The following is a 20,396-nucleotide window of genomic DNA, read 5'->3' as shown; positions in this document are numbered from 1 at the left end:
GCCGCTGCCGCGCGGCCTGGAAAAAGCGAAGCGGGAGTCCGGGGTGGCTAGACCCGGGGCGGTACCGACGCCAGGGGTTGGGCACGTCGAGGTGACGTCACGGCGGTTCCGTCCGGTGCTACTCCCGCTTCCATGGATGGAATATCAAGGAGCGTGCCAGGGCGGGACGTGCCGCGCACGCCTATTGAATTCCTTTGATATCAATGCAGTGGCGGAATCCAGGAGCGCGTTTGCCCGGGCGGGTGCTGCCAGATGTGGCCGGATTGGCGGTCATGGCAGTTTCCGCTGGCAGTCTATCGGGATCGCCGCGGGCAGACGTGAAAACGGCGCGCGTGGCCGGAGCCGACGCGCGCCGTGTGAGGTGGGGGGCTTCAGGCTTCGCGCGGCAGTGCAGCCAGCATGGCCTGCAGGGTTTCCACGTGCTCGGTTTCCTCAGCGGCGAATTCGGCCGCCATGGCCTGCACGCGCGGGTCGCCGGAGCGCTCGGCGATGCCCTGGTAGAAATCCAGGCCGCTCTGCTCGCTGTGCAGCGCCAGGCGCATCGCGGCCTCGACGTCCATCAGCGCGTCCACGCCCCACCAGGGCGCGGATTCCGGCGCTTCGCCGTCGGGCCAGTCGTAGCCGCCCAGCGGCAGTTCGGAGATGTAGCGGAAGCCCGCGCGCGCCATCGCTTCCTTCAGATGCAGGCGGGAGTAGTCGGCGAACTGGCGGAACACGGCCTCGACCTCGCGGTTGCCGTGCGTGGCCATGTGTTCGGCCAGTTCGTCGAAGCGCCGTGCGGCCTCGGCTTCGAGGCGCACGGCGTGGGCGAGGAAGTTGCGGATGCTGTTCATGAATCAGCCGAACTTGAAGAGGATGCCGAAGCCGCCGCGCGGGTAGTTCCAATCCACGTTGTCATGATCGCACACCAGCCGGCAGGTGCCGCATTCGAGGCAGCCGTCGACCACCAGATCGATGCCGCCCTGTTCGGTGACGCTCCAGCAACCGGCCGGGCAGCATACCGCACAGGGTTTGGCGCAGTGCTTACAGGCCTGCGGGTCGCGCACCTGGATGTGCGGGCGGCCGACGTCGACGCGGTAGCGGTCCTGGAAGAGTTTTTCCTCGACGTTGATCCGCGGCGGAATGAATTCGACGGGGGCGTTCATCGGAAGGCTCTCCAGAATTTGTAGGCGTCGCCCAGCAGGCCGAGCAGCGAACGTTTGCCCTTGAGTTCGGCCAGTACCTGCTTCTGCTTGTCGCGCTTGGGCTGGCCGTCCACGGTGAGGATGGCGCGTGCGGCGTCGCCGAGCACGCGCGGATAGGTGCCGAGGATGTGCGGATTATCATGCAGCAGCGCGGGCACCTCCTCGTACTTCTTCAGGTCGGCCATCACGAAGCTGCCGTCCAGGCGGGCCTTGTAGGCAGCCAGATTGCCGGACGTGAAGGGTTTGCCGGCCTGCTGCAGCTCGATCAGGGTTTCCGCCGCGAAACGGCCGGAGGTCATCGCCAGGTTGGAGCCCTCGCGGTGCACGGCGTTGACGAAGCCGGCCGAGTCGCCGACCACCATCCAGCCGTCGCCGTAGAGTTGTGGCAGGGCCTTGTAGCCGCCCTCGGGAATCAGGTGGGCGGAATATTCCTTCATTTCCGCGCCCTCGATCAGCGGCTTCACCGAAGGGTGCTGCTTGAGCCCTTCGAGCAGTTGGTAGGGCGTCAGGCTCTGCTTCTTCATGTCGGAGAGCATGCAGCCGATGCCGACGGAGACGGAGTCCTTGTTGGTGTACAGGAAGCCCGTGCCCACCATGCCGTGGGTGATGTTGCCGGCGATCTCGATGACCACGCCCTGGGTGCCGGCGATGTTGAAGCGCGCCTCGATGGTTTCCTTGGGCAGGAACAGCACTTCCTTGACGGCCAGCGCCATGTCGTCGGCGCGCACCTTGGGGCGCAGCCTGGCGCGTTCGCCGAGCAGGGCGTTGGCACCGTCGGCGAGGATCACGCAGTCGGCGAGGATGTCGCCCTCGGCGCGCTCGGTGCGCACGCCGATGACCTCGCCCTGGTCGCCGCGCAGCAATTCCTTCACCGTGGTTTCGCAGATCACCAGGGCGCCGGCGGCCTTCACCTTTTCGGAGAACCAGCGGTCGAAGCGCGCGCGCAGGATGGTGTAGCGGTTGTACGGCTCCTGCGAGAAGCGCGCGTCGCGGTAGGTGGCGCCGGTGCACGACTGGTTCTCGTCGAGCAGCCACATGCGCTGCTCGGCCACGTGGCGTTCCAGCGGGGCGGAATCGCGGAAATCGGGGATGATGCGCTCCAGCGCGTCGGCGTACAGGATGGCGCCCTGCACGTTCTTGGTGCCCGGCGATTCGCCGCGCTCCAGTTGCAACACCTTCAGGCCGCCCTTGGCCAGCGTGTAGGCCGCGGCGTTGCCCGAGGGGCCGGCGCCGACGACGATGACATCAAACTTCTCCACGGTCGGCCTCCTCGTGTGCCTGCGCGCGCTGGGTCCGGGCGGTCGCCAGACGGCGGGCGAACGCCTTGTCCAGCGCGGGCAGCAGTTCGGTGACGTTGCCGATCAGCGCATAGTTGGCGAAGTCGAAGAGCGGCGCGCCGGGGTCCAGGTTGATGCCGGCGATGGCGTCCGCGCCTTCCATGCCCACGCGGTGCTGCACCGCGCCGGAGATGCCGGCGGCGATGTACAGCTTGGGGCGCACGGTCTTGCCGGACTGGCCGACCTGGCGTTCGGCGTCGGCCCAGCCGGCATGCACCGCCGGGCGCGAGGCGCCCACCTCGGCGCCGAGGGTGCGCGCCAGCTCGGCGACCAGCTGGAAGTTCTCCGGTTTGCCCAGCCCGCGCCCGCCGGAGACGATGAAGTCGGCGAACGGCAGTTGCGGCTTGTCGGCCCGGGCGTCGGGGATGAAGTCCAGCACCTTGGTGACGATGGCGGATTCGTCCAGTTGCAGGGCGTGCTCGACCACGCGCGCCGGGCGCGCCGGGTCGCGCGCCGGCATGGGCATCACGCGCGGGCGTACGGTGGCCATCTGTGGGCGGGTGGCGAGGTTGACGATGGTGCACATCAGGCTGCCGCCGAAGGTGGGGCGGCTGGACAGCAGCGAGCGGTCGCTGGGGTCGATGTCCAGCCCGGTACAGTCGGCGGTCAGCCCGGTGAGCAGGGTAGTGGCCACCGAACCGGCCAGGTCGCGCCCCTGCGTGGTGGCGCCGAGCAGCAGGATTTCCGGCTGGTAGGTGTTCACCAGTTCGGTCATGCCCAGCGTGTAGGACTGGTTGCGGTAGTCGTGCAGCACCGGATGCTGGGCCAGATAGCACAGATCCGTGCCATGGGCGCCGACCTCGGCAGTGATCGCCCTGATCTCGTCGCCGTCGCCGCCCATCAGCACGCCGGCCAGTTCCACGCCCAGCTTGTCGGCCAGTTCGCGGCCCTTGCCGAGCAGTTCCCAGGACACCGGATGGACATGGCCGTGCTCGTGCTCGATGAACACCCACACGCCCTTGTAGGACTTGAAGCGCTCCGGCAGGACGCGCTTGGGTTTCTTGATCGGCTTGGCCGCCGTGTCGAGTGCGTCGCTCATTGCGTCACTCCCTGCTGGCCGAGCTGGTCGAGATGTTCGAGCAGGGCGGCTTCCAGTTGCGGAAAATCGGTGAACAACTTGTCGATGAAGGCTTCGGCGATGGCCTCCGGCGTATCGCCCTCGATGCGCAGCGCCTTGATGGCCTTGGGCTTGGGGCCGAACACCTGGGCGACCACGGTGGGCGAGCCCTTCAGGCCGACCTGGGTGAGATCGGCGGCGATGTCGTCGCGGTTCCAGCGCTTCAGTTCCTGGCGTGCGGCGCGGAACATGTCCGGCATGCCGGCAAAGCGGATCTCGTTGGTGCCTTCCAGCATGGTCACCACGGCGGGCAGGGCGGAGCGCAGCACCTGCACACCGCCCTCGGCGCGGCGTTCGACGACGATGTGCCGGTTCGCCGGGTCGAGTTCGCGGATCTTCGACACGTAGGTGAGCAGTTGATGGCCGAGGCGGATGGCGATGCCCGGGCCGACCTGCGCGGTGTCGCCGTCGATGGTCTGCTTGCCGGTGAAGATCAGGTCCAGCGGGTCCTGCGCGTCGAGCGCCTTCAGCGCGGCGGCCAGCACGTAGGAGGTGGCCAGGGTGTCGGCGCCGGAGAACACCTTGTCGGTAATCAGGATGGCGTCGTCCGCGCCGAAGGACAGGCACTTGCGCAGCGCTTCCTCGGCCTGCGGCGGGCCCATGGTCAGCACGGTGATGCGCGCGCCGGTCTCGTCCTTGATGCGCAGGGCCTCTTCCAGGGCGAACAGATCGTAGGGGTTGATGATGGTCGGAACACCCTGGCGCATGATGGTGTTCGTGACCGGATGGACCCGGATCTGGGCACTGTCCGGGACCTGTTTTATACAGACGGCGATATGCATGGGATTCCGTTGGTTGGCGGTTCGGCTAGGGCAAAGGTCGTATTATCGGCCGAATGGCCCGTTCATCTCAAAGGCCGCGATCATTGCGCTTGCTGCGTTGCTGTGATGGCCCGTGGCGGGGGCGCGCAAACCCGCCGGGAGGCATACGGAAATGAAGCGGGAGCCCGGAAACAAGGCCCGGCTGTCGGCACTCGTGGGGTTGGGGTGTTGTCGTTACGACGGTACGAGGGCCGCGCGGGCAGGTACTCCCGCTTCTGCGGTGCATGTACTCAAGGAACATGCCAGCTGCCATGGGCTTCTCCGTGGGTGGGAAATTCTTTTCTTAACAATCGTTTGTGAACAGCCTTGAGTGCCGTTGGAATGCCGTGGAACTGCCATGGACGGCCCTTCTGGCAGAGCATGGCGGTTGATGGCAGTGGATGGCAGTCACCACCAGCCTTCAGCCGATGCGGTATTGCCGGAGCTTGCGGTACAGCGTGCGCTCACTCAGGCCGAGCTGTTCCGCCAGCGCCTTGCGGCTGCCGCGATGCGCCTGGACGACGCGCAGGAAGTGTTCGCGCTCCATCGTCTCCCATGGCGCGATACCGCTTTCGGCGGCGCCCTCCGCCAATACCCCGTGCGGGGCGGCGGGCTCGCACAGGTCTTCGGCAAGGTGGGCGGGCGTGATCTCGTCGCCGTCGCACATCAGGCTGGCGCGTTCGAGCACGTTGCGCAGTTCGCGCACGTTGCCGGGGAAGGGATGGGCGCACAGCACGCGCATGGCCGCCGCCGACACGCGCAGGGAACGGCCCGGCGCCACCCGCCCGAGCAGGGATTCGACCAGCAGCGGGATGTCGCTGACGCGCTCGCGCAGCGGCGGCACGGTGATCGGGAAAGTGTTGATGCGGTAGTACAGGTCCTGGCGGAAGCTGCCCTGCGCGCTCATCTGCCGCAGGGGGCGGTGCGTGGCGGAAACCAGGCGGATGTCGGCGCGCCGCAGTTCGGTGGAACCCACCCGGCGGTAGGTGCCGGTTTCCAGCAGGCGCAGCAGCTTCACCTGCATGCCCAGCGGAATGTCGCCCACCTCGTCGAGGAACAGCGTGCCGCCGCTGGCCGCCTCCACCAGCCCGGCCTTGCGGCTGGTGGCGCCGGTGAACGCGCCGCGTTCGTGGCCGAACAGTTCGCTTTCGAACAGGGTCTCGGGCAGGCCGGAGCAATCGACCGCGACGAAGGGATGGCCGGCACGCTGGCTGGCCTCGTGGATGGCATTGGCCACCAGTTCCTTGCCGGTGCCCGATTCGCCCTGCAGCAGGATGCTGGCGTTGGAGGGCGCGGCGCGTGCCACCAGACCCAGCATGTGCTGGAAGGCCGGCGCGCGGCCGACCAGGCCGTGGCGGTCGGAAAGCCCGCGCGCCACGTTGAGCGGCTCCATCTTCTCGATGTACCAGGCGATCTCGCCGCTGGCGTCGCGCAGCGGCGAAAGTTCGATGTTCACGTATTCCTCGCCGCGCGGGGTGTGATGCAGGTGCAGCACGCGTTCGCGCTGGCCGGATTTCAGCCCGCGCGCCAGCGGACAGGTTTCCCCCGCCTGGTCGCAGGGCAGGCTGTAGCGGTGCGAGACCTCGTAGCAGGTGCGCCCGATCACCCCGCGTCCGGGCGCGAAGCCGGCTCGGTAGGCGGTGTTGGCCGCGATGATGCGGTAGTCGCGATCGCACAGGATGTGCGGCTCCGGCAGCGTGTCGAGAAAGGAAAGCAACTCGGGGAGCGGTTGGTTCTCGCTGGGCATCGTACTGTCCGGTTTGGCAGTGGACTGGCAGCCACGGTTGGCAGATTGTGCGGCGCTGGCAGCGCGGCCGTCAATTCGACGGTACCGGAAGTGCCAGTCAAGTATTTGAAAAATATAGAATCGATGGCTTCGCCAGCGTGGTGGCACGGTGCTTGTATGCGCTTGGGCGCAGGGTGCGCAAGGCGCGCCGCATCGAACAACCCGTGGGAGCTGGACGATGTATTTCCGTTTGATCGAGGAGCCGCGTTCCGGCGCGCTGGGCTATCTGCTGGCCGACCCGCGCACGCTGGACGCGGTGGTGATCGATCCACCGGCCGGGCAGGATGCGCTGATCCGTGCCCTGCTTGCCGAACGCGAACTGCGCCTGTGCTACGTGGCGCGCACGCACGTGCACCAGCCGGATCTGGCCGGTTGTGCCGCGCTGTGCGCGCGCAGCGGCGCGGTCTGCGTGTCGGGCACCATGGCCGGGGTCGCGGCGGATGTGCTGCGGGTGGGGCACGGCGGCACGCTGGCGTTCGGCGATGAGGTGCTGCATGTGCTGGCTACGCCTGGGCATACGCCGGGCTGCATCAGCTACCGTTGGCGCGACCGTTTGTTCTGCGGCGACGTATTCGACATGGGCGGCTGCGCGGCGGGGGATGGCGAGGCCGATCCCGGGGTGCTGTACGACACCCTGACCCAGCGCGTGTTCACCTTGCCGGGCGAGACGCTGCTGTTTCCCGCGCATCGCCTGCAAGGGCGCACAGTCAGCTGTGTGACGGAAGAGCGCGGCCGCTATGCCCGGGCGTTCGGCACATCGCGCGAGTCCTTCCTCACCGCGATGGCCATCCGGCAGCCAGGCCAGACGCGTACCGCAGAGGAAGGGGGTGGAGACGCGGGGGAGGCGGGATGAATGCATGGAGATCTATGCAGGCCTATATTCATAATATAAATATATAAGTTCATTATGATATATTTGGCTGCGGGTCGAGCGCATTCCCCGCCATCCATGGCGAGGTCAGCGAGACCAGCGTGCCTGGAGCCGAAGGCGCCACAAGCTCGTGGCGAGGAAGCCCCAGCCTTCAGGCTGAGGCGACTCACGAGCCAATAACACGCCGGATACGGGAGCGCTTCGTTTTCCGGCACAGAACGGGAGGAAGGGATGGATGCTCGAAAACTTGCGGCGTCTCGGGGGAAGGCGATTGCGGGCACCCCGCTGGGCCGGCGTGCGTTCCTGACGCTCGGCGCGGCCGGTGCCGGAGCATGGATGCTGGGGCCCGGGCCGGTACAGGCCGCGCAGCGGGTGAGAACCTCGGCGCGCATCGTCATCGCCGGCGCGGGAGCCGCCGGCCTGGCCGCCGCCGCGCGCCTGGCGGCCCAGCTCGACGGCGCGCGCATCACCCTGGTGGACGCGCGCAAGGAGCATTACTACCAGCCCGGCTTCACGCTGGTCGCGGCCGGCATCAAACCCCAGTCCTACGTGGTGTCCACCACCGCCGAGTACGTGCCGGGCAGCGTCGAACTGATCGAGGAGCGTGTGGCCGAGTTCGACCCGGAAGGCAAGCGGGTGGTGACCGACAGCGGCCGGGCGCTGCCCTATGACTACCTGGTGGTGGCCACCGGGCTGATGCTCGACTACGACGCCATCGAGGGCATGGAAGTGGGGATGATCGGGCGCAACGGCATGGGCAGCATCTATCACAGCCCGGCGGGCGCCGCCGCGACCTGGAGCGCCTTGTCGACCTTCGCCGACCAGGGCGGGGTGGGCGTGTTCTGCCGGCCGGCCACCGAGATGAAATGCGCCGGCGCGCCGCTCAAATACACCTTCATCGCCGACGACCATCTGCGCCGGCGGGGCAATCGCGGCAAGGCCGAACTGATCTACAACGCCAACAACAAGGCGCTGTTCAGCGTGCCCATCGTGCACGAGAAGGTGCGCATGCTGTTCCGCGACCGGGGCATCCGCACCAACTACGACCACGTGCTGCGCAGCATCGACCTCGGCCGCCGCGTGGCGACCTTCGCCACGCCGGAAGGCACGGTGGAGCAAGTCTACGACTTCATCAACGTGATCCCGCCGATGCGCGCGCCGGACGCCGTGCTCAACAGCGCCCTGCGCTGGCAGGAAGGTGCCTGGGGCAACGAAGGCTGGATGGACGTGGAGCGCGGCACGCTGCGCCACAAGCGCTTCCCCGAGATCTTCGGGGTCGGCGACATCGCCGGGGTGCCCAAGGGCAAGACCGCGGCCAGCGTGAAATGGCAGGTGCCGGTGGCGGTCGATCACCTGGTGGCGGACATTGCCGGGCGCAGCAGCGACGCGCTGTACGACGGCTACACCTCCTGCCCGCTGATCACCCGCCTGGGCCGCGCGATGCTGGTCGAATTCGACTACGAGAACAACCTCACCCCGTCCTTCCCCGGCGTGGTCGCGCCGCTGGAAGAGCTGTGGGTGAGCTGGGTGATGAAGACCATGGCGCTCAAGCCGACCTACATCAGCATGCTGCGCGGACGCGCCTGAGGAGAAGAACGATGAAGGAACTCGATCCGATGGTGTTCCTGGCGGTGTTCCAGGAAATGCTCGGCCCGCTGCTGTGGGTGCTAGTGCTGCTCGCGGTGGCCGGCGTGGCGGCTTTCGTGGCGCTGCTGGTCAAGGAACGTACGCTGGTCAGCGCCCGTCTGGTGCGTGCCGAACTGGTCGGGTTGCTGGGCGGGGTGCTGGCCCTGGTGCTGATGGCCAAGGTGTCGTCGTCGGGCTTCACCGACGCCGGCGGGCCGGCCGACTGGTTTCTGATCGCCCTGGTGTTCGGGGTGGGGCTGGCGGGTACCACCATCCTGGCGTATGCGCTGGGGGGCTGGTGGCGCTGCCGTTGCTGCTGCGCCAGGCGCACCTGATCCGGTGATCTGTCGGCGGGGTATCCGGCCTTGTGCCGGTGCCCCGTTTTTTTAAATCGGTGAGGCCTGGCGAAGGCGTGGAATGCAGTGTCCATCTGGCTTTCGGGACACCGGCAAGCGGTCAACTGTGGTTTCCAGGTTCAGCCGTCGCGCGTGGCGTCGGCCCAGCAATTGGGTGTTTCGTACAGGCGCACGCGCTCCAGGCGCAGATCGTTGCCGTAGCTGTCGCGGTACAGCGGGTCCAGGATGGCGAAGGCCAGGTGGGCGAGATTTTCCGCCGTGGGAATGACGTCGAGCACCACCGTCTTGTGGCCGGGGATGGCGGCGAGCAGTTCGACCACCGTGGTGTCGCCACGGTAGACCAGGAAGGCGTGGTCCCACGGGTCGACCAGATGCTGCTTGGCGATCGCCTTCACGTCGGCGAAGTCCATCACCATGCCGTTGACCGGCTGCCCGGCCGCGTCGATGATGCGGCCTGAGAGCGTCACCTCGATGGCGTACCGGTGGCCGTGCAGATGGCGGCACTGGCTGGCATGATCCGGAATCCGGTGGCCGGCGTCGAATTCCAGTCGGCGGGTGATGCGCATGATCAATCTCGGCGTTAAAGGGCGCGGATTATAGCACCGCGCAGCCCGCGCCGAAGCCTGTTTTCCCTTCCCGCACAATGACTTCCAGCAGGGTGACTCTGACCGTCCGCAATCACGACCGCGACCTTGGCGGGATGCGCTACGTCTATCCGGTGCTGTCGCGCCGCGCCGGGGGCGTGTCGGTGGGCATCAACCTGAACCCCAACAACGCCTGTAACTGGCACTGCGTGTATTGCCAGGTGCCGAACCTCGTGCGCGGTGCGGCGCCGGAGATCGATCTGGCACTGCTGGAAAGCGAGCTGGACGGCTTTCTGCACGCGCTGGTGCATGGCGACTACCTGCAGCGCCATGCGCCGGAAGGCGCGCGCGAAATCCGCGACATCGCCCTGTCCGGCAACGGCGAGCCGACCAGCGCAGCCGCCTTTCCCGAGGTCGTCGAACGGATCCACCGCCTGCGCCTGCGCTACGGTCTGGCCGAGCGGGTGCCGCTGCGCCTGATCACCAACGGCAGCCTGCTGGGGCGTCAGCGCGTGCGCGGCGGCATCCGCCGCATGGGCGAGGTGGGCGGCGAGGTGTGGTTCAAGGTGGATGGCGGCCGCAGCGAGGATGTGCTGCGCATCAACGGCGTGCGCCGTACGCCCGAACGCATGGCGCGCGATCTGGCGCGCTGCGCCGAACTGTGCGCCACCTGGGTGCAGACCTGTATGTTCCGCTGGGATGGCGAAAGCCCCTCGGCGGAGGCGCTGACAGCCTATCTGGACGTGCTGGAACGGGCGAATGCCGCCGGCCGTCTGCGTGGTGTGCTGCTCTACGGCGTGGCGCGTACCTCGATGCAGCCCGAGGCGCCCAGGGTGAGCCCCCTGCCGGCCGCCGAACTGGAGGCGATCGCCGGGGCCATCCGCAAAAAAGGGCTGACCGTGACGGTCAGCCCTTGATCAGCCGGCGGGCCGGCCCCGTACAGGGGCCGAGAACGTTCAGCTGCGCTCCTTGCGCTTGGCGCGGGCTTCCTTCTTCAGGCTCTTGAACAGGTCCGGGTTGCTGGCCTTCAGGTACTCGGCCACTTCCACGTCTTCCTTCTTGACCTTGCTGATGTCGATCTGCTCGATGTGCACGAGGCGCAGCAGGGCCTGAACCGGGCGGGGGATGTTGCGGCCGCTTTCGTAGCGGGAACCGCCGCTCTGGGTCACGCCGATCTTGGACCAGAACTGCGACTGGTTCATGCCCAGCTTGCGACGGATCTCGCGGACGTCGATGTTTTCGATGCTTTTCATAATCTCTTCCTGTTGAGAGTAATGTCAGGCGCGTTATGAGACACGACTGGCCGTTGATGGTTCCATACAACTTAAGTTGTATGATACGCGCAGTATAGAACAGCATGTCCAGAACATACAACCACGATATGCGGATAGGTATCTGCATATGTTTCAGGTGTGGAGTTTTGCACACATCTTGCGTGCATTCTGCTGCGTTTTCGCTGCGGAGAGCCCCCTGGCAGGTGTTTTCGGTTCGATTCCTTTCCATCCGGAATGCCGCTCGGGGCGGCATGAACGGCCCCGTGCGGGGCTCGTCGCCGGGGGGCGCGCGGCGCATTTCCAGGCTATTCCCTCGGTCGTGTCAGTATGTAACACGCCTTGTGGTGTGCGCCTGTGCGTCCGTTTGCGTGCGGGATGACGTGCGGTATGCTCGGCTGCCTGCATCCGGCAGGCATGGCGGGTGTGCGGTTTCCTGGGGAGGGCGGCGATGAGGGCAATGTTGTGCGCATGCTGGGGAGCGCTGACGCTTGGCGCGGCGCCTGCGCTGGCGATGGATGTCGCGCTGGTCGGTGTGTTCGGCTCCCGCGCGGTGCTGGTGATCGACGGTGGGACACCGCGCACGCTTGCGGTCGGCAAGCGTTCGCCGGAGGGCGTGCTGCTGGTCTCGGTCGACGGCGACCGCGCGGTGGTCGAGGCCGCCGGCCGGCGGGATACCCTGCGCCTGGGGGAGCGCGCGGCGTGGCGGGATGGTTCGGACGAAGCGATGTCGGTGACCCTGCACGCGGATTCGCGCGGGCATTTCGTCACCGACGGCCACATCAACGATGTGTCGATCCGTTTCCTGGTGGATACCGGCGCAACTGCGGTGGCCATCGGGCGCGGCGATGCGCAGCGCATCGGCGTCGACCCCACCCGCGGGGAGGAGGTGCACGCGAACACCGCCAACGGCGTCGTGCGCGCCTGGAGCGTGCGCTTCGAGCGCATCCGCCTGGGGGCGCTGGAGCTTCGCGACGTGGAAGGCATGGTGATGGAGCACGACATGTCGCACGCGCTGCTCGGCATGAGTTTCCTGCGGCGTACGCAGCAGAATCATCAGGGCGGCACGCTCACGCTGTCGGCGCACTGAGCCGGCGCCCGTCAACCTGCCAATTCCCCGCCGCTTTCGCTAGAATCCTGCCTTTTATCCACAGGCACTGGATACAGCGATGGCTCTGATAGTTCAGAAATACGGCGGTACCTCGGTGGGCAACCCGGAGCGGATCAAGAACGTCGCCAAACGGGTGGCGAAGTTCCAGGCTCAGGGGCACCAGGTGGTGGTCGTGGTGTCGGCGATGAGCGGGGAAACCAACCGGCTGATCGCGCTCACCAAGGAAGTGGCCGCCAAACCCGATCCGCGCGAGCTGGACGTGGTGGTGTCCACCGGCGAGCAGGTGACCATCGGCCTGCTGTGCATGGCGCTGCAGGACATCGGCGTGCCGGCGAAGAGCTACACCGGCGGGCAGGTGCGCATCCTGACCGATTCCTCGCACACCAAGGCGCGCATCCTGACCATCGACGACGCGCCCATCCGCCGCGATCTGGATGCGGGCAAGGTGGTCGTGGTGGCCGGCTTCCAGGGCATCGACGAGCACGGCAGCATCACCACGCTGGGCCGTGGCGGCTCCGACACCACCGGCGTGGCGCTGGCCGCCGCGCTGAAGGCCGACGAATGCCAGATCTACACCGATGTCGATGGCGTATACACCACCGACCCGCGCATCGTCCCGGAAGCCCGCAAGCTGGACACCATCACCTTCGAGGAAATGCTGGAAATGGCCAGCCTGGGCTCCAAGGTGCTGCAGATCCGCTCGGTGGAGTTCGCCGGCAAGTACAAGGTCAAGCTGCGCGTCCTCTCCAGCTTTCAGGACGAAGGCGAGGGCACGCTCATCACTGTTGAGGAAGACACGAACATGGAACAACCCGTCATCTCCGGCATCGCCTTCAACCGCGACGAGGCCAAGATCACCGTGCTGGGCGTGCCCGACAAGCCCGGCATCGCCTACCAGATCCTCGGTCCGGTGGCCGATGCCAACATCGACGTGGACATGATCATCCAGAACGTCAGCCATGACGGTTCCACCGATTTCTCGTGCACCGTGTCGCGCGGCGACCTGGATCGCGCGGTCGGCATCCTCGAAGGCGTCAAGGCCCACATCGGCGCGCGCGCCATCGAAAGCGACAAGAGCATGGCCAAGGTGTCGGTGGTCGGCGTCGGCATGCGCTCGCATCCGGGCGTGGCCTCCAAGATGTTCCGCACGCTGGCCGAGGAAGGCATCAACATCCAGATGATCTCCACCTCGGAAATCAAGATCTCCGTGGTCATCGACGAGAAGTATCTGGAACTGGCGGTGCGCGTGCTGCACAAGGCTTTCGAGCTGGACGCCGCCTGAGCCACGCGCAAATTGACCGAAGGACGGCGAATCGCTATGATGCCGCCTTCCTGACGGAGACGTGGCCGAGAGGTCGAAGGCACTCCCCTGCTAAGGGAGCATACCGTCAAAAACGGTATCGAGGGTTCGAATCCCTCCGTCTCCGCCAATTCGCATCAACACCGCCCAGCGGTGAGCAGCACAAAACCACAAAAAGCCGCGTAAAATCGCGGCTTTGTGGTTTCTGGACTCCCACACAAACCAACGCCATCCAGCGAAAGCCAACGCTAGAGCACACGGATTCTGTTGGTATCGGTGTGGGTATCTCCCAGGGGGTTGTGCTCGATGCCTACAAATCGCCTCACCGATGCCCAGTGCCGTGGCGCCAAGCCGGGTGAAAAGCCGATCAAACTGTTCGACGGGGGCGGGCTGTATCTCTACATCACGCCCGCAGGGACCAAGGTGTGGCGCATCGCGTACCGGATTGCCGGAAAGCCTCAGACGGCAGCGCCAGGCCCTTACCCAGCAGTATCTCTCGCCGATGCGCGCGCCGCGCTCGCCGAACTGAAGGCGCAGTTGCGGGCCGGCAACGATCCTCGATCCGCCCGCAGGGCTGCAAAGAAGGGTATGACGCTCTCCGCCGCGACCGATGGGTACATGGCCAGCCGAAGGGACCTCTCGCCCTCCTACCTGGACAATATGCGGCGGGGCCTTGAAATGCACGTGCTGCCGTACCTCGGTCAGCGGGTCATATCAACCATCGGCCGCGACGACCTGCTGGAAGTGCTACTGCGCATGGACGCCGCCGGCAGGTACAGCTATGTACGCAAGGTGCGCATGTGGGTCGGCCAGGTGTTCGAGTGGGCGATAGAGCGTGGCGAGGCGCAGATCAACCCGGCAGCGTTGATTCGGCCGGAGAAGGCCTTCACGCGGGTTTCTGTCCAGCACTTTGCGGCGGTGGAGTTGCGCGACGTGCCTGCCCTGATGCAGCGCCTTGCGCTGGAGGGCGATCTGCAGAGCGTGCTGGCCTGCCGCATGCTTGCCTACACCTGGGTGCGCACAACTGAGTTACGAATGATGGAATGGGCAGAGATCGATGAGCAAGAAGGCGTCTGGCTCATTCCGGCCGGCAAGATGAAGCGGCGGCGCGATCATCTAGTGCCGTTGTCTCGCCAGGCGGTGGAGATCCTGCGTACGATGCGCCCCCGTTGTCGGGGCACGCGCTACGTGTGGGAGGGGGACAGATCGCCCACTCGTCCGATGAGTGAAAACGCCGTGTTGGCCCTGCTGCATCGCATTGGCTACCGTGGGGAGATGACGGGGCACGGCTGGCGGTCGGTGGGTAGTACCTGGGCAAACGAGCACGGGTACAGCCCGGATGCTATTGAGCGCCAGTTGGCCCACGTTCCAGAAAACGAGACGCGTGCCGCATACAACCGCGCGAAATACATGCCGGAGCGGCGAAAGATGCTGCAGGCCTGGGCCGATTGGCTGGAGGCATGCAGCGCCGCGTCAGGCTGAGATGGGATCTGGCGCCGGGATATTGATGCCGGCGTTGCGGAGCGTGGAAAGCCTCCACCCGCGTTTGTTCACGGACAGGTCCACATCGGGCGGCGGAAACTTCCCGTTGCGCATGTAGCGGCGCACCGTTTCAGTATGCACGTCGAGGGCACGCGGAAGGTCACGCCGCCAAATAATGGGATCATGCTCAGTCATGGCAGGGTTCCTTGGTCTGGACAACGGTGAAGCGCCGATTGCCCGCTAGGCCGAGCCCGCAGTCCGGGTCACCCGAAACGAAGATGAAATTCGGCATACTGATTTTCATGCCGTAGCTCCTTCCAGCATATCCATCGTTTTCGGGCAACGGTACGGAGCGGCCTCGGCGTCATCGCCCGCGCGGGCTTTCTTCCCTCCGGCCGGGCTTGCCCGGCCGCTGGTCTTTGCCTTGCCCGTGCTTTTCTTTGCCGCGGTAGCGGCCTGTTTCTTGGGTTTCGCCGCGGTAGCTCCACGCGCAGGCGCAGCCTTTTTCGCGCGGGGAGGCTTATCCGAGGCTTTCGCCTGGCCAGTATCGCTCGCGGCCGGCGCAGCCTGGGTAGGGGTAGAAGCGGGCTCCGATGCCTCGGCCGGCAGGGTTTCCAGGGCGGATGCCGGGAGGTAGGTCCGGCGCGTCCCATCGTCGAACGCAACGGCGTACCCGTCCGCAGCGTGGGCTGTAATCGTGCCCGGTTCTTGGCCGATATTGATCGGTTCGCCGTTGTCCCAGCATGCGTCGGCCCGCCCGCGGACCCGGTCGCCAATGGTGAACTTCGGCGCAGAAACCTCCGGCGCCGGCGCCGGCGCAGCCTGGGGTGCGGTGGAAGTGCCGGCGGGCGTCTTTGTGCCCAGGTCGGCGCGGATTGCGTCGGGATCGAGGCCCGCGCGCTGGGCGGCAGCTAGCAGGGGTTCGGGCGTGGCGATGTCATCCATGTAGGTCGGCACGTCCAGGGTGCCGACAAGGGCCAGATCCAACAGGAACAGGATCAACTGCGCATCGTTGAATTCGTCGATCATCGCACTCAGGCGGCGGCCGCGGCGCCAGTCGTCGTCCTGCCACTGCGAATCCTGCTCGGTGCGCTCGGGCGCCTCCGGCACGTACATGCGCGCCAGGCGTTTCTGCGCATCGCTGCCGCGCTGTGCCCAGAACTGGCGGGCGACCAGAGCAAGGTCGGCGTGCTTGAGTTCCGGCTTCTTGGCGGCGTTGATGGCCATGCGCGCAGAGGCATGGTGTTGCTCGAACAATGTCCGCCGATACTGGATTTCAATTTTCCTGGCACGCTCGCGAGCCAGGTCCTTGGGGTCGCGGCTGCTGTTGCTGATCTTGATGCCATTTGCACGCAATGCCTCGTTGAGATCCTTCTTGGCCACCATCGGCACCAGCGCGCCCTTGCGGTGGTCCTCGATCATCACGATGGGCACGTCCTGCCCCTTGATGGCCTTCCGAGCCGTCTTGTACTCCCCGCCGTAGTAGGATTTTTCGTCCAAGGCGATGTAGTCGCCGTGTTCGTGGCTGTAGATGCCGTGCGGTGCGATCTTTTTCGCGGCCTCACCGGTGATGACCTTGCGCCCCATGGCCTTCTCGGTCTCGACTTGCTTCGCCATGTGCGCGGCGCGCTTGGCAGCGTAGCAGGTGGGGTCTGTGCACACGTCTGGACTGATGCCCGGGTACTCGTCCGGTGCGTTGCCGGTACGCTGGGGGCACTCGGTGCAAGGAATTTCGCCGAAGGCCCGCGTGCCCAGTATCCCTGTGGACTGGACAACAATGTGTGCCGACATCGGGAACGGCGCCTTGAGCAGATCCAGCATGTAATGCTGCTGGATGTGATTTGCCGCCTCCCGGGCGGACATCGGGCCGTGCGGCCACCCGTCCCGGATGATCGCTTCAGCCGCCTTCACCTGCAGGGCCGGCACCGGGATGCGCGCGATCAACAGCGCACGGGAAGCGTCCAGCTTACCGTCCCGGTATAGCTGCCGGCATTCATCGCACAATGCGCACAGTTTGAGCCTGCCATAGATGTAGGCGCGGCTTTTGCCGACCTTTTCGGCGAGTTCGTCGGCGGTGTAGCCGTGGTCGCGCATCATCAACTGATAGCCCTCGGCTTCTTCGAGTTCCGTCACGTCACGGCGCTGCAGGTTCTCCACGATCTGCGCTTCGAGCACGGCGCGCGTGTCCAGATCGCGCACCAGGACAGGGAGTTCGTCCAGGCCTGCGAGCAGCGAGGCGCGGTAGCGGCGTTCACCCGCGACGATTTCGTAGGCCGGCGCCGCGCCGCGGTTGGCCGGCGTGGGGTAGTCGCTCGGCCAGGGACGGGCCAGGATCGGCTGCATCACGCCCTGGGCCTTGATCGATTCCGCCAGGTCCTCCAGGTCGGCGAATGTCTTGCGGGGATTCGTCGGACTGGGGGCCAGCAGGCCGAGAGAGATGTGCAGGAATTCGGTGCTCATGATGGGCTCCAGATAGTCGATCAGTGGAAGTTCGCCGCCTTGCACACCAGCGCCCGGATGCCCTCGGGGCTGCTGCGCTTGCCGACAAAGACGTTGCGGGTAGGCGTCTCGCGATACAGGAGGTAGGCGGTATGGCCGCGGATGTCCTTCTTCTCGGCCACGAACAGGCCGTGGTCGCGGGCGATCTGCTTGGCTTCCTTCAACTGCTGCAAGGGGGTGTGGCGGCGGGTCATCGTGTGGCTCCGGTGAGGGCGAGCATCGCCCGATATGAATGAAGGGCTTCGCTGCAGTCCTGGATGCCGGACTCATGCCGGCGCAGGCGCTGCAGGTAGCGGTGGCGGATGTAGCGGCCGGCCGCGATGTGCTCGGGCCAGACCACATATCCAAGGAAGGGGATGCCGGCGGCGACGGGGGCGAGGCGGATCTTGTGCGGGTGGATCGCCAGGCCTTCGGCGGCCAGGCGCTGGGCGATCTGGCGGCCGATGTGCTGCAGTTCGTCGCGGTCGCTGGCGACGATTACGATGTCGTCCACGTAGCGGATATACCGTTGCACCCGCAGGGTCTGCTTGACCCAGTGGTCGAAGGCGCACAGGAAGATGTTGGCCAGCAGCTGGCTGGTCAGGTTGCCGATGGGCATCCCTTTCCTGGCCGTGTTGCGGTAGGCGCTATCGGCCGGGAACAGATGGTCGTAACGCCCGTCTGTGCACCAGGAGTCGATCAGATCCACGATCAGCCGGCGGATGTCCTGGTCGCCGATGTACCGCAGCGCGCGGGCCTTGAGCGGGCCGTGCGGCACGGAATAGAAATACTTGGAAAGGTCGAGCTGCAGGACGAAGCGGGCCGATGGCGAGCGGCAGAAGCCGGCCAGGCGCTGCACGGCGGCATGGGTGCCCCGGCCGGGCAGGTTGCCGTAGGTGTCCGCAATGAACCGGGGCATCCAGATCGGCAGCAGGTAGTCGTACAGCATCCAGTGGACAACCCGGTCCTTCATGGGCGCGTCGATGACGTCGCGGAACTTCTTTTCCCGGACGGTGAAGGACCGGTACGGCCCGAAGGTGTAGCGCCGTTCGCGCAACTGCCGCTGGATTGCCTGCAGGTAGCGCAGCGGGTCTTCGCCGAAGCGCTGGATGCGCACACTGCCGCCCTTGTTGCGGCGGGCCTTGTTCCAGCAGCGGAAGAGATGGGGCAGGGTGGTCAGCTGGTGGAATTCGCTGCCGTGTTCCGCCGCGGCACCCGTGGGTCCCGCGGCGGTTCCCGGGTGGGCGCCTGCGCGCCGTGCTTTCGGGGCGTGTGCCCCCGGAAACTTTCGACCAAGAGTAGGCCTCCCGCGGGCATGCCCAGCGTCCAGGCCGTAGTACCTTGGGTCAGCGGAAGCCGACGTTGTTCCACTCGTTGCTCGGCCAGTCGTTGTTGAGGTAGAACGCGCCGGCGTTGCGCTCCGAGTCCCAGCTGCCCCCGCGGATGAGGGCGTTGCCGGACCTTCCAGAAAGTCCCCGATGCCGATCATGGCGCGCTCCGTGCGGCGCGCAGCAGCCCGCCGACAAGACGGCCAAGCTCGACGGCTAAACCAGCTCGGTGCTCGATGTTGATCTTGAGCTGGTTTAGCCGTTGGGTCTGGCTCAGGTAGTGCTTGAGCAGGTCGATGTCGGCCGACACCGTGCGCAGCAGCGTCGCCTTGTTCTCCTCCAGGCCATAGGCCATGGCGGCATGCACGATCCTGCCCATGCAGGTGCGCAAGGGCTCGCCGAACACCGTGCGGAGGTCGCGCGGCATCTTGAGCACGTCCTGCAGTAGCAGGGTGTCCAGATCCTGGGCGCGTGCCTTCAGCATGAACCCGGTGTTCTCCGGGTTGGCGAGCATCTGCTTGGCGGCGGCCTTGTTCAATTCACCGCGCTGCTGCAGCTCAGCGATGACCTCCTGCAGGATCTGCCCGGAGACCGCAGCGAGCACGTCCGCATTGCCCGTGGGCTGGCTCGATGCATAGATCGTGCGGCCGGTGGCCGCGGTCCCGAGTGCCACGACGTAGGGGATACCGAACTGCGACACGATGGGCCACAGCCGGCGCTTGAAGTTGCCGGTCGGGAAGCCGACCCGCAGGTGCAGATCCGTCCCGGTGCCGACCAGCTTGAGCTGGTATCGCTTGAGCGTGCTCAGGGCGTAGGCCGTGCGGTCGTACCCGTGCAGGAAGGTGCCGGCCTGCACCAGGATCAGGTGTCCGGGGTACTGGGCTTCGAGCTTACGCGCAATCTCGGCCGTGGGGTCGGCCTGGCCGAGGCCCGCATCGATGCCCTTGAAGGCGCGCAGCGAGAAGGCGGCCAGTTCGTCGGTGGTGGGGGTTTGCTCAGTGGTCATGGTGGTTTCCCTGGGCGCCCTGGTCACCGCTGCCGCGATGCCCAGGGACTAGAGACCCGTGTCCAGATACCGTTAGCGGGTGCAGCGGAAGCCGACGTAGTCCCACTCGTCGCCCGGCCAGTCGAGGTTGAGGAAGAACGCGCCGGCGTCGCGCCCCGAGCCCCAGCCGCCCCCGCGGACGAGGGCGTCGCCGGACCAGTCCGTGCCAGGGGTGGGGCGCCAGCCCATCCCCTTCTCCAGGCTGGGGAAGGGCGCCTGCAGGGAGAGGGAGTCCGCCGCGAAGGGGCGGGCCATGAGTCCCTCGGCGTCGCCCTGGACGTCATCCGAAACCCACGTGAAGGCGTTGCCGTTGGCGTCGCAGATGCGCGAGCCGTTGGTCAGCGTCAGCCAGCGCTGTTCGTCCGGGTCCTCGGGCTCGAAGGTGCCCGGCTGGGGCTCGCCCACCGAATCGTTGCGCAGGCCCTGGAACAGCCGCCCCTTGCCGACGATGCCGGTGTTCCAGTTGCACGCCAGGCCTGCCGCGTTGTGGGCGATGGCCAGCGCCTGGCGTTCGGTGATGAGGGCGAAGCCGGCATCCTTGCAGGCCGCTACCGCGGCACGGTAGTTGATATTGACCCAGGGGGCAGCGTCGGCCACGACCTGGACGCGGCCGTCCGTGGACTGGCTGCACAGGTACTGCCCGACCTCGAAGCTCGGGACGATGCTGCCGTCCGGCAGGCGGGTTTCGGGCACGATGACGAAAGCGTTCTCTTGCATGAT

The 20,396-nt window shown here is 66.4% G+C and carries 21 protein-coding genes and 1 tRNA gene; 8 read left to right on the top strand and 14 right to left on the bottom strand.

Features of this window, described 5'->3' with window-relative positions; translation table 11 throughout:
- Window positions 1–371: 371 nt before the first annotated feature.
- The 6 genes from E6C76_RS20445 to E6C76_RS20420 all read right to left on the bottom strand — a co-directional run bounded on the left by E6C76_RS20445 (window position 372) and on the right by E6C76_RS20420 (window position 6,185).
- On the bottom strand, window positions 372–833 hold the full coding sequence (locus E6C76_RS20445; protein WP_136350112.1) for a ferritin-like domain-containing protein: 462 nt from the start codon (window positions 831–833) through the stop codon (window positions 372–374).
- 3 nt (window positions 834–836) lie between these two features.
- Window positions 837–1,145 (bottom strand): ferredoxin family protein, encoded by a 309-nt coding sequence (locus E6C76_RS20440; protein ID WP_136350111.1) that lies wholly within the window; start codon window positions 1,143–1,145, stop codon window positions 837–839.
- A complete protein-coding gene (locus E6C76_RS20435) occupies window positions 1,142–2,443 on the bottom strand; it encodes an FAD-dependent monooxygenase (protein ID WP_136350110.1) in 1,302 nt (433 codons plus the stop codon). The genes E6C76_RS20440 and E6C76_RS20435 overlap by 4 nt, the downstream gene beginning before the upstream one ends.
- The gene (locus tag E6C76_RS20430) at window positions 2,430–3,560 is read right to left on the bottom strand and encodes an electron transfer flavoprotein subunit alpha/FixB family protein (protein ID WP_136350109.1); all 1,131 of its coding nucleotides are present in this window, start codon (window positions 3,558–3,560) and stop codon (window positions 2,430–2,432) included. Before E6C76_RS20430 ends, E6C76_RS20435 begins: the two co-directional genes overlap by 14 nt.
- Window positions 3,557–4,345, bottom strand: coding sequence for an electron transfer flavoprotein subunit beta/FixA family protein (locus E6C76_RS20425; RefSeq protein ID WP_230976348.1), 789 nt, complete (start codon window positions 4,343–4,345; stop codon window positions 3,557–3,559). The genes E6C76_RS20430 and E6C76_RS20425 overlap by 4 nt, the downstream gene beginning before the upstream one ends.
- A 514-nt stretch (window positions 4,346–4,859) precedes the next feature.
- The gene (locus tag E6C76_RS20420) at window positions 4,860–6,185 is read right to left on the bottom strand and encodes a sigma-54 interaction domain-containing protein (RefSeq protein WP_136350107.1); all 1,326 of its coding nucleotides are present in this window, start codon (window positions 6,183–6,185) and stop codon (window positions 4,860–4,862) included.
- Between the two features lie 217 nt (window positions 6,186–6,402).
- On the opposite strand from E6C76_RS20420, the gene E6C76_RS20415 reads away from it, so the two are divergent.
- The 3 genes from E6C76_RS20415 (at window position 6,403) to E6C76_RS20405 (ending at window position 9,056) form a co-directional block, all read left to right on the top strand.
- A complete protein-coding gene (locus E6C76_RS20415; protein WP_136350106.1) occupies window positions 6,403–7,077 on the top strand; it encodes an MBL fold metallo-hydrolase in 675 nt (224 codons plus the stop codon).
- Between the two features lie 354 nt (window positions 7,078–7,431).
- Window positions 7,432–8,682, top strand: a complete 1,251-nt coding sequence (locus tag E6C76_RS20410; RefSeq protein ID WP_211090301.1) for an NAD(P)/FAD-dependent oxidoreductase — start codon at window positions 7,432–7,434, stop codon at window positions 8,680–8,682.
- Between the two features lie 11 nt (window positions 8,683–8,693).
- Window positions 8,694–9,056, top strand: a complete 363-nt coding sequence (locus E6C76_RS20405) for a DUF5368 family protein (protein ID WP_136350104.1) — start codon at window positions 8,694–8,696, stop codon at window positions 9,054–9,056.
- A gap of 140 nt (window positions 9,057–9,196) precedes the next feature.
- On the opposite strand, the gene queD is transcribed toward E6C76_RS20405, so the two are convergent.
- A complete protein-coding gene (gene queD / locus E6C76_RS20400; RefSeq protein ID WP_136350103.1) occupies window positions 9,197–9,643 on the bottom strand; it encodes a 6-carboxytetrahydropterin synthase QueD in 447 nt (148 codons plus the stop codon).
- A 77-nt stretch (window positions 9,644–9,720) separates the two neighbouring features.
- Here queD and E6C76_RS20395 point away from each other — a divergent pair, with 77 nt between their 5' ends.
- Window positions 9,721–10,578, top strand: coding sequence for a radical SAM protein (locus E6C76_RS20395; RefSeq protein ID WP_136350102.1), 858 nt, complete (start codon window positions 9,721–9,723; stop codon window positions 10,576–10,578).
- A gap of 39 nt (window positions 10,579–10,617) precedes the next feature.
- On the opposite strand, the gene E6C76_RS20390 is transcribed toward E6C76_RS20395, so the two are convergent.
- Entirely contained in the window at window positions 10,618–10,914 is a 297-nt protein-coding gene (locus E6C76_RS20390) for a helix-turn-helix domain-containing protein (RefSeq protein ID WP_136350101.1), read from the bottom strand.
- A 469-nt stretch (window positions 10,915–11,383) separates the two neighbouring features.
- Between E6C76_RS20390 and E6C76_RS20385 the strand changes: the two genes are divergently transcribed.
- The 4 genes from E6C76_RS20385 to E6C76_RS20370 all read left to right on the top strand — a co-directional run bounded on the left by E6C76_RS20385 (window position 11,384) and on the right by E6C76_RS20370 (window position 14,825).
- Entirely contained in the window at window positions 11,384–12,022 is a 639-nt protein-coding gene (locus E6C76_RS20385; RefSeq protein WP_136350100.1) for a TIGR02281 family clan AA aspartic protease, read from the top strand.
- A gap of 79 nt (window positions 12,023–12,101) precedes the next feature.
- On the top strand, window positions 12,102–13,325 hold the full coding sequence (locus tag E6C76_RS20380) for an aspartate kinase (RefSeq protein WP_136350099.1): 1,224 nt from the start codon (window positions 12,102–12,104) through the stop codon (window positions 13,323–13,325).
- A gap of 55 nt (window positions 13,326–13,380) precedes the next feature.
- Window positions 13,381–13,473 (top strand) — tRNA-Ser (locus E6C76_RS20375).
- 176 nt (window positions 13,474–13,649) lie between these two features.
- Window positions 13,650–14,825, top strand: coding sequence for a tyrosine-type recombinase/integrase (locus E6C76_RS20370; protein ID WP_136350098.1), 1,176 nt, complete (start codon window positions 13,650–13,652; stop codon window positions 14,823–14,825).
- Here E6C76_RS20370 and E6C76_RS20365 read toward each other — a convergent pair.
- The 6 genes from E6C76_RS20365 to E6C76_RS20340 all read right to left on the bottom strand — a co-directional run bounded on the left by E6C76_RS20365 (window position 14,817) and on the right by E6C76_RS20340 (window position 20,393).
- Window positions 14,817–15,020: a hypothetical protein gene (locus E6C76_RS20365; protein WP_136350097.1), complete on the bottom strand. Its 204-nt coding sequence runs from the start codon at window positions 15,018–15,020 to the stop codon at window positions 14,817–14,819. The genes E6C76_RS20370 and E6C76_RS20365 overlap by 9 nt on opposite strands.
- A 105-nt stretch (window positions 15,021–15,125) precedes the next feature.
- The gene (locus tag E6C76_RS20360) at window positions 15,126–17,285 is read right to left on the bottom strand and encodes a ParB/RepB/Spo0J family partition protein (RefSeq protein ID WP_136350096.1); all 2,160 of its coding nucleotides are present in this window, start codon (window positions 17,283–17,285) and stop codon (window positions 15,126–15,128) included.
- A gap of 20 nt (window positions 17,286–17,305) precedes the next feature.
- Window positions 17,306–17,518 carry a hypothetical protein gene (locus E6C76_RS20355; protein ID WP_136350095.1) on the bottom strand — a complete coding sequence of 71 codons (213 nt, stop codon included), beginning with the start codon at window positions 17,516–17,518 and terminating at the stop codon, window positions 17,306–17,308.
- Window positions 17,515–18,420: an RNA-directed DNA polymerase gene (locus E6C76_RS20350; RefSeq protein WP_230976347.1), complete on the bottom strand. Its 906-nt coding sequence runs from the start codon at window positions 18,418–18,420 to the stop codon at window positions 17,515–17,517. The genes E6C76_RS20355 and E6C76_RS20350 overlap by 4 nt, the downstream gene beginning before the upstream one ends.
- A 368-nt stretch (window positions 18,421–18,788) precedes the next feature.
- Window positions 18,789–19,637 (bottom strand): four helix bundle protein, encoded by an 849-nt coding sequence (locus tag E6C76_RS20345; RefSeq protein WP_136350094.1) that lies wholly within the window; start codon window positions 19,635–19,637, stop codon window positions 18,789–18,791.
- 72 nt (window positions 19,638–19,709) lie between these two features.
- Window positions 19,710–20,393 (bottom strand): hypothetical protein, encoded by a 684-nt coding sequence (locus E6C76_RS20340; RefSeq protein ID WP_136350093.1) that lies wholly within the window; start codon window positions 20,391–20,393, stop codon window positions 19,710–19,712.
- Window positions 20,394–20,396: the final 3 nt, after the last annotated feature.

The organism is Pseudothauera nasutitermitis (assembly GCF_004801295.1).
In the GTDB taxonomy this organism is placed as follows: Bacteria; Pseudomonadota; Gammaproteobacteria; order Burkholderiales; family Rhodocyclaceae; genus Pseudothauera; species Pseudothauera nasutitermitis.
The sequence above is the reverse complement of the archived record's forward strand: the minus strand, read 5'-3'. Positions and strand labels throughout refer to the sequence as shown.